The organism is Pseudomonas sp., assembly GCF_026224925.1.
Taxonomy (GTDB): domain Bacteria; phylum Pseudomonadota; class Gammaproteobacteria; order Pseudomonadales; family Pseudomonadaceae; genus Aquipseudomonas.
Genome location: NZ_JAMFRV010000573.1, coordinates 1 through 7,814, shown reverse-complemented (window position 1 = coordinate 7,814; position 7,814 = coordinate 1). Strand labels below are relative to the sequence as shown.

Sequence of the window (7,814 nt, the reverse complement as noted above, 5' to 3'; positions counted from 1 at the left end):
TCGCGCACCTTCGCCGCGAAGATCACCTTTGCTGGTGGAAAAGTCCCCGCCGGATTGGGCCAAAGCGCACGGGTATTTATTCAGCCAGGTGAAGCCAGTGCGCTGTCGGTGCCCTTGTCGGCGTTGACTGCCGAAAATGGTGCCACGTATGTCTGGCGCATCGATGCAGATGACACCTTGAAGCGCACCCCCGTACGCGTCTCAGCATACGGTCAAGAGACCGTACCCGTCCTGGAAGGCCTCAGCGCCACAGACTGGATTGTCGCTGCGGGTGTGCATGTGCTGCATGAGGGCGAAAAAGTGCGCCCGGTGGATCGTAGCAATCGGGAAGTGAAATTGGCGGCTAAGGAGTAGGCACGGATGCGTTTCAACCTTTCCGAATGGGCGCTGCGTAACCGTCAGATTGTCCTGTTTTTGATGCTGCTGTTGGCCATCGTTGGTGCTGTGTCCTACACCAAACTAGGGCAAAGCGAAGACCCGCCGTTCACGTTCAAGGCCATGGTTGTGCGCACCCTTTGGCCCGGTGCCAGTGCCGAGGAAGTGGCCCGGCAAGTGACTGACCGCATCGAGAAGAAACTGATGGAAACCGGTGAGTACGAGCGCATCATCTCGTTCTCGCGGCCGGGTGAATCTCAGGTCACGTTCTTTGCTCGCGACGCCATGTCCGCTTCGCAGGTACCCGAGTTGTGGTACCAGGTGCGGAAGAAGATCAGCGACATCCGCCAAACCTTGCCGACCGGTATTCAGGGGCCATTTTTCAACGATGAGTTTGGTACAACCTTCGGCAATATCTATGCGCTGACCGGCCAGGGTTTTGACTACGCCGTGCTCAAACATTATGCCGATCGCGTGCAAATCCAACTGCAACGGGTCAAGGACGTCGGCAAGATCGAACTGCTGGGCCTGCAAGATGAAAAGGTCTGGATTGAGCTGTCGAACCTGAAGCTGGCGACCCTTGGGCTTCCACTGCAAGCGGTCCAGCAAGCGTTGGAAGACCAAAACGCAGTCTCAGCGGCCAGCTTCTTCGAGACTCCCACTGATCGCATTCAATTGCGGGTGACCGGGCGATTCCAGTCCGTCGACGAGATCCAGAATTTTCCGCTTCGGGTGAATGGCCGTACCTTCCGTATCGGTGACGTCGCCGAGGTCCATCGCGGGTTCAGTGATCCACCCGCGCCACGCATGCGTTTTATGGGCGAAGACGCCATCGGCCTGGCCGTGGCAATGAAGGATGGCGGCGACATCCTTTCCTTGGGGCATTCTCTTGAAGCTGAGTTTGCCCATATTCAGCAGAATCTACCGGCTGGTATGGAGCTGCACAAAGTGTCGGATCAACCCGCAGCGGTGAAAACCGGGGTTGGTGAGTTCGTCCACGTACTGGCCGAGGCGCTGGCCATCGTCTTGTTAGTGAGTTTCTTCTCCCTCGGTATGCGCACTGGGCTGGTGGTTGCTTTGACCATTCCGCTGGTGTTGGCGATGACCTTCGCCTGCATGTATTACCTGGGCGTGGGCCTGAACAAGATTTCCCTCGGCGCGCTGGTGTTGGCGCTGGGGTTGCTGGTAGACGACGCAATTATTGCTGTAGAGATGATGGCAATCAAAATGGAGCAGGGTTACGACCGGTTAAAGGCCGCGAGTTTCGCCTGGACCAGTACCGCGTTCCCGATGCTCACCGGCACGCTGATCACCGCTGCAGGCTTCTTGCCGATCGCAACCGCACAATCGACCACCGGCGAATACACCCGCTCGATCTTCCAAGTGGTGACCATCGCTTTGCTGGCGTCTTGGGTCGCCGCCGTGGTGTTCGTACCGTATTTGGGCGACAGATTGCTGCCCGATCTGGCAAAAAATCACGCGGCCAAACACGGCGCAAGCGCCCCCGACCCTTATGGCACTCGGTTCTATCAGCGCGTGCGAAGTCTGGTTGGCTGGTGTGTGCATCGGCGTAAAACGGTGCTGGTGTTGACGGTCTGCCTCTTCGTTTTATCGGTGGTGATGTTCCGTTTCGTCCCGCAACAGTTCTTCCCCGCGTCAGTGCGACTTGAGCTGATGGTTGATTTGAAGTTGGCCGAGGGTGCGTCGCTGACCAATACCACCGAACAGGTATCTCGGCTGGAACAGATGCTTAAGGATCACGAAGGTGTCGACAGCTACGTGGCCTATATCGGTACGGGTTCACCACGCTTTTATCTGCCGCTGGATCAGCAGTTGCCGGCTGCCAGCTTTGCTCAGTTCGTGGTATTGGCGAAAACCATCGAAGACCGAGAGGCTGTGCGCACTTGGTTGCTGAATACCCTGAACGAACAATTTCCGACTCTGCGACCACGTGTGACGCGCCTCGAAAACGGCCCGCCCGTAGGCTACCCGGTGCAATTCAGAGTCTCGGGCGAACACATTGACGTAGCCCGTGAGCTGGCGCGCAAGGTGGCTGATAAGGTGCGTGAGAACCCGTATTTGTCGAATGTCCATCTGGATTGGGAGGAGCCCAGCAAAGTGGTGCACCTCAACGTCGATCAGGATCGGGCGCGGGCGATGGGCGTGACCACTGCGGACCTGTCGCGCTTCCTGCAAAGCTCGTTGACCGGGTCCAGCGTCAGCCAGTACCGCGAAGACGACGAACTGATCGATATTTTGGTCCGCGGGACCTCTGACGCCCGCAAAGACCTTGCCTCGCTCTCAAGCCTCGCCATACCGACGTCCAACGGCACCAGCGTTGTGCTGTCGCAAGTTGCGACGCTGGAATACGGTTTTGAAGAAGGTGTCATCTGGCACCGTAACCGGCTGCCGACGGTGACGGTGCGTGCGGATATCTACGGCAAGGAACAACCCGCCACGCTGATCCAACAAATCCAGCCAACCTTGGCCGACATCCGGGCGCAATTGCCGGATGGCTACCTGCTTGAGGTGGGCGGTACCGTCGAAGAGTCGGAGCGAGGGCAAAAATCGGTGAATGCCGGGGTACCGCTGTTCATCGTTGTAGTCCTGACCCTGCTGATGCTGCAACTGCGCAGCTTCTCGCGGGTCGCCATGGTGTTCCTGACCGCGCCGCTGGGCTTGATCGGTGTCACGTCATTCCTGATCTTGTTTCATCAGCCGTTCGGCTTTGTCGCCATGCTTGGCACCATCGCCTTGTCCGGGATGATCATGCGCAACTCGGTGATTCTGGTGGACCAGATCGAACAGGACATTACGGCGGGGCTTGATCCATGGCACGCCATCATCGAAGCCACCGTCCGGCGCTTCCGGCCCATCGTTCTCACCGCCCTCGCAGCCGTGCTGGCAATGATCCCGTTATCACGCAGCGCATTCTTCGGCCCGATGGCCGTGGCCATCATGGGCGGCTTGATCGTGGCAACGGCACTGACATTGTTGTTCCTGCCAGCGTTGTATGCGGCGTGGTTCAGGGTGAAGAAGGTTGAGGTGTTGTAGGAGCGTGCAAGCTCCTACACTTCAGGAGTTTTTGAGTTTACATCGCCCCAAACACTTTTTTCGCCAGGCTGGTCGCTGCGGCGGCTGGGTTCTTGCGAATGCTCTCTTCTTGTTCGCCGATCATTTTGAACAGGCCATTAAGCGCTTGTTCGGTCACGTAGCCTTCGATGTTGGCGTCTTTGGTGTCGACGACGCCGAGGGCGGCCGCTTGACCGGCGAAGGCGTTGTATTTTTGCGCCACGCCGACTTTGTCGGTGGCTTGTTTGACGATGGGCAGGAATTTTGCGCGGATCTGATCACGGCTGGTCTTGCTCAGGTATTGGGTGGCTGAGTCATTGCCGCCGCTGAGGATGCCCTTGGCGTCGGCCACGCTCATCTTCTTCACGGCATCCACCAGCAACGCCTGTGCTTGCGGCACAGCGGCTTCAGCGGCCTGGTTCATGCTGGCTTCTAGTTGATCAACCTGAGCTCCCATGCCGAACTGCTTCATCTTCTTCGCTACTTTGCCCAGGCTGCCCGGCAACTCAATGCGTACGTCTTTATTGTTACTGAAGCCACCGGGAACCCCCAGTTGCTTGACGGCGATTTGCGCGCCTTGGGTCAGTGCGTCTTTGAGACCACCGCTAGCGTCCGACTGGGACAGATCGCTCAGGGCCAAGGCGAAAACGTTGGTGGACAACAACAAGCCCGCACACAGGCCGGCAATAACAACGGAAGGGCGGAGCATGGAAACATCCTTTTCAAACGAGCGATTTAAGAAAATGGCGCTGATCTGCCCGTAAACATAAAGGTATCAGCGCCAGGGTGTCACTGAACGGAGTCTAGGCGAATCCGCATCGGTTGCTGGTCTTGGCCATTCAACTGGACTGCATGTCGGCCGGTGCTGACGAACAGTAACTTGCCGTCGAGTTCGATGTGCGCACTGACAGAGTAACTGTGTCCGGTCTGTACTTGCTTAGGGTCGTAAGCCAAGGTAAAGGGCAATGGCACCTGGCCTTTAACCGGCGCGGTCTGCCTGGCCAGAATTATCACAGGGGCGTCTGCGCGCGAGATGTCCTGGATACTCACAGTCATGGTTGCAGCCGGTGGCAATGCGATGCGTTGCAGATAGAAAACTTCGCCATCAAAGCTGGCTTGATCGGTGGGTGGTTGGTGGGCGCAGGCGCCGAGCAGAGCGGTTGCAAGAATAATAATCAACTTTTTCATCTGAATCTCCATACGGGTGGCGGCAGAAGAACCCTGACGCCACCGACAGGAATCTAACGGATTTATCCCGCAGGGTCAGCCTCTGTAACATCTTCGCTGCGGTGCAAGGCTACTTGGCGGATCGATAAACGGATCTCGGCAGGCAGTACGCGCTTGGCTGCACCCTCTGCCAATTCGCCGAGTAATGGGTGATAACTGAGCTTGCCGGCCGTGTCTTTACGCAACACGCCGAAGTCGAGCATGTTCTGGATAAAGTGGCGGAAGAGGCTTTTATCGAAGAATTCCGGCGCATTGAGCCCATGCAAAATCGACAGCCGTTGCGCCATGACCGTGCACAGGTCTTCCAGCTCTTCAGCGCTGATGCTGTTCTGCCCGCTATTGAGCAGCAACGAGATTGCCATGTAAAAACGCTGCAGCGTCTGAGCGATGACCCGTGACAGCAAGGTCAATTGCACGAAATGACGCGAACTCGGCGCCGGGCGCAGGTAAACGTCATGCTCAAAGCGCAGTAAGCCTTGTTCGACGAAGGCCTCGAGCCATTGATCAACCACGGCGTCCAACTCGTTCAGCGGCCAGCGAATGAACAACTCTGATTGCAGGTACGGGTACAACGCGCGGGTATAACGCAGGATCTGATCGCGGTTCATTCGCGACGAACTCTGGAAGAAGCTTGCTAGCAGTGAGGGCAGGGCGAAGATGTGCAGCACGTTGTTACGGTAGTAGGTCATCAAGACTGCGTTTTGCTCATCCAGATAAAGGACTTTGCCCAGCGCGTCATTTTGTTCCGACAGCAGGTTCATGCCCTTCACGTAGTCGATCAGCGTTTTGCCATCGCCCTCGGGCAGCGTCGTATGCGGTGAATACGGCACACGCCTTAGCAGCGTCAAGTACAGGTTCAGAATGCGCGCCATGGCCTGATCATCCAGCGCCAGTTTGTTGGTCGACAGCAGCGCCAATGCCACCAAGTTGACCGGGTTGATCGCCGCGGCTTCGTTCAGGTGACGCGCCACCCGCTGACCGAGGCGGTAGGTGGTGTCGTTCAACCACGCGGGACGGAATTGCGGGCCTAACTCCTGCTCACGCCAGTTGGGTTGTTCATTATCAAGAAAGTCCGCGAGTTTTATGGGCTCGCCAAAGTTCACCGACACTTGGCCGAAGCGTTGTTTCCTGAGTGCGCCGATGACTTTGAAGATATCGAAAATCGATTCTTTCTTCTTGCTGGCACCGCGTAGTTCGCCCAAATACGTACGGCCTTCGAGCACACGCTCATAACCGATGTACACCGGCACAAACACAATTGGCGTGCGGGAGTTGCGCAGGAAGCTGCGCAAAGTAATCGCCAGCATGCCGGTCTTCGGTTGCAACATGCGTCCGGTTCGGGAGCGACCGCCTTCGACGAAGTACTCGACTGGAAACCCTTTGGTGAACAACGTGTGCAGGTATTCGTTAAACACCGAGCTATACAGCGGGTTGCCCTTGAACGTACGGCGCATGAAGAAGGCGCCTCCGCGTCGCAACAGTCCGCCAATGCCCGGCATATTCAAGTTGATGCCAGCGGCCACGTGCGGCGGTGTCAGGCCATTGCGAAACAGCAGGTAGGACAGCAGCAGGTAATCGATGTGGCTGCGATGGCATGGGACATAAATGACTTCATGGCCGGGTGAGACTGCTTGTACGCCCTCTATGTGGCTGACCTTGATCCCGTCGTAGATCTTGTTCCAAAACCAGCTCAACACCACTTCCATGAAGCGGATGACGGAATAGCTGTAGTCGGACGCGATTTCGTTGCCGTAACTCAGCGCCTGAGCTTGGGCTTTGGCTTGGGGAATGTTGGCCCGTTCGGCCTCTTCGAGAATGGCTTGTTTGACCAACGGCTCGTCCAACAGGCCGCGCACCAGCGTGCGTCGGTGCGACAGATCGGGGCCGATGACAGCGGTTTTCAGGTTGCGAAAGTGCACCCGAAAAATACGCTGGGCCATGCGCAACGTACGCTCGTGGCCTTTGTTTTCATCGATCAACTCCCGCAGATGAACCGGCGCAGAAAACTGCACGCGGGTTTTACGACCCAATATCAGAATGCTGACCAATCGACGCAAACGCCCGGTAACCGCCCAGCTGTCAGCAAACAACAGCTTCCATGGGCTCGATTCACTGTCCGGCGATTGGCCCCAGAACACACTGACCGGGATGATTTGCGCATCCTCGCTGGGATTCTGGGTGATGGCGCTGACCAGGCGTTCCAGGGTCGGTGGCGCACCGCGTTTGTCCTGGCGGCCCAGCCAGTCGGGTTCGGGCGTCAGGTAGAAAAACGCGGCGGGCTCCAGCAGGTTACCCACTGCAACCGGTAGGATCGGCCGAGGCAACCCGGCCTTGCTGCACTCAGTGTCAACAACCGCCAGATCACTCAGCGACGGTGATTGCAGGACATAAAAAACCGGTCGGCTGCGGTCGAGGTTGAGGGTGAACGACGATTGATTGATGGTCTCTGAGCGAACCCAGAGGTACAGCAAGCGGCGCAAGGTGCCAAACACAAGACGGCGGAACGGGGAGCGGGTCATACGGCATCTGCTGCATAGGAAAAACGAGGCGAACAGTGTGCCGCATATGTCAGTGATCGGCAAAAAACGAGGTTGTTACTGCGGGTTTCGGACAGGGGGCAGAGGAATACCTGAATTTCTGGTGGGAGCCAATTCATTCGCGAATGAAGCTGTGCGTGTTTCATCGTGATACTGGTATTTTTGCAGGCCAATGGTTGTTTGTTAACGTATGGATTTTTTAAAGGAGAAGGAAGATGACAGTCAGAGTTTTGATCCTGCCGGGCCTGTTCAATTCTGGCGAAACACATTGGCAGAGCCAGTGGGAGCGGCAGTTTCCAGAACTGCGCAGAGTCGAGCAACAAGACTGGGAGACTCCAAACGCTAAAGATTGGGTTGAGCGCTTGAATCAGCAAATCGAGGCTGCCGAAGGGGACGTCGTGCTGGTGGCCCATAGCCTGTCCTGTACCCTGATCACACGCTGGGCGGAGCAATATCCCGAGGTAAACAAGGTGCGTGGAGCGTTGCTGGTGGCTCCGAGTGATACCGAGGCGGATAGCTATCCGCCGGGCACATCGGGTTTTGTGCCGATGTCGACGCAACGTCTGCCCTTTCCCACGATCATGGTGGCGAGTACGGACGATC

6 protein-coding genes are annotated in these 7,814 nt (G+C 57.1%); 3 read left to right on the top strand and 3 right to left on the bottom strand.

The window, feature by feature from the left end; all coding sequences use genetic code 11:
* Both M0974_RS23955 and M0974_RS23950 read left to right on the top strand, forming a co-directional pair.
* A partial coding sequence (locus M0974_RS23955; RefSeq protein ID WP_367279045.1) for an efflux RND transporter periplasmic adaptor subunit occupies nt 1–354 on the top strand: 354 nt, incomplete at its 5' end.
* 6 nt (nt 355–360) lie between these two features.
* A complete protein-coding gene (locus M0974_RS23950) occupies nt 361–3,429 on the top strand; it encodes an efflux RND transporter permease subunit (RefSeq protein WP_297842792.1) in 3,069 nt (1,022 codons plus the stop codon).
* Between the two features lie 37 nt (nt 3,430–3,466).
* Here M0974_RS23950 and M0974_RS23945 read toward each other — a convergent pair whose 3' ends face one another.
* From M0974_RS23945 to plsB, 3 genes are all read right to left on the bottom strand, one after another.
* Entirely contained in the window at nt 3,467–4,156 is a 690-nt protein-coding gene (locus M0974_RS23945) for a DUF4197 domain-containing protein (RefSeq protein WP_297842789.1), read from the bottom strand.
* Nucleotides 4,157–4,236: 80 nt separating this feature from the next.
* Nucleotides 4,237–4,635 carry a YbaY family lipoprotein gene (locus M0974_RS23940; RefSeq protein ID WP_297842787.1) on the bottom strand — a complete coding sequence of 133 codons (399 nt, stop codon included), beginning with the start codon at nt 4,633–4,635 and terminating at the stop codon, nt 4,237–4,239.
* Nucleotides 4,636–4,697: 62 nt separating this feature from the next.
* Entirely contained in the window at nt 4,698–7,193 is a 2,496-nt protein-coding gene (plsB, locus tag M0974_RS23935) for a glycerol-3-phosphate 1-O-acyltransferase PlsB (protein WP_297842785.1), read from the bottom strand.
* Between the two features lie 233 nt (nt 7,194–7,426).
* On the opposite strand from plsB, the gene M0974_RS23930 reads away from it, so the two are divergent.
* Nucleotides 7,427–7,814, top strand: a 388-nt coding sequence (locus M0974_RS23930) for an alpha/beta fold hydrolase (protein WP_297842782.1), incomplete at its 3' end; no start/stop codon positions are given.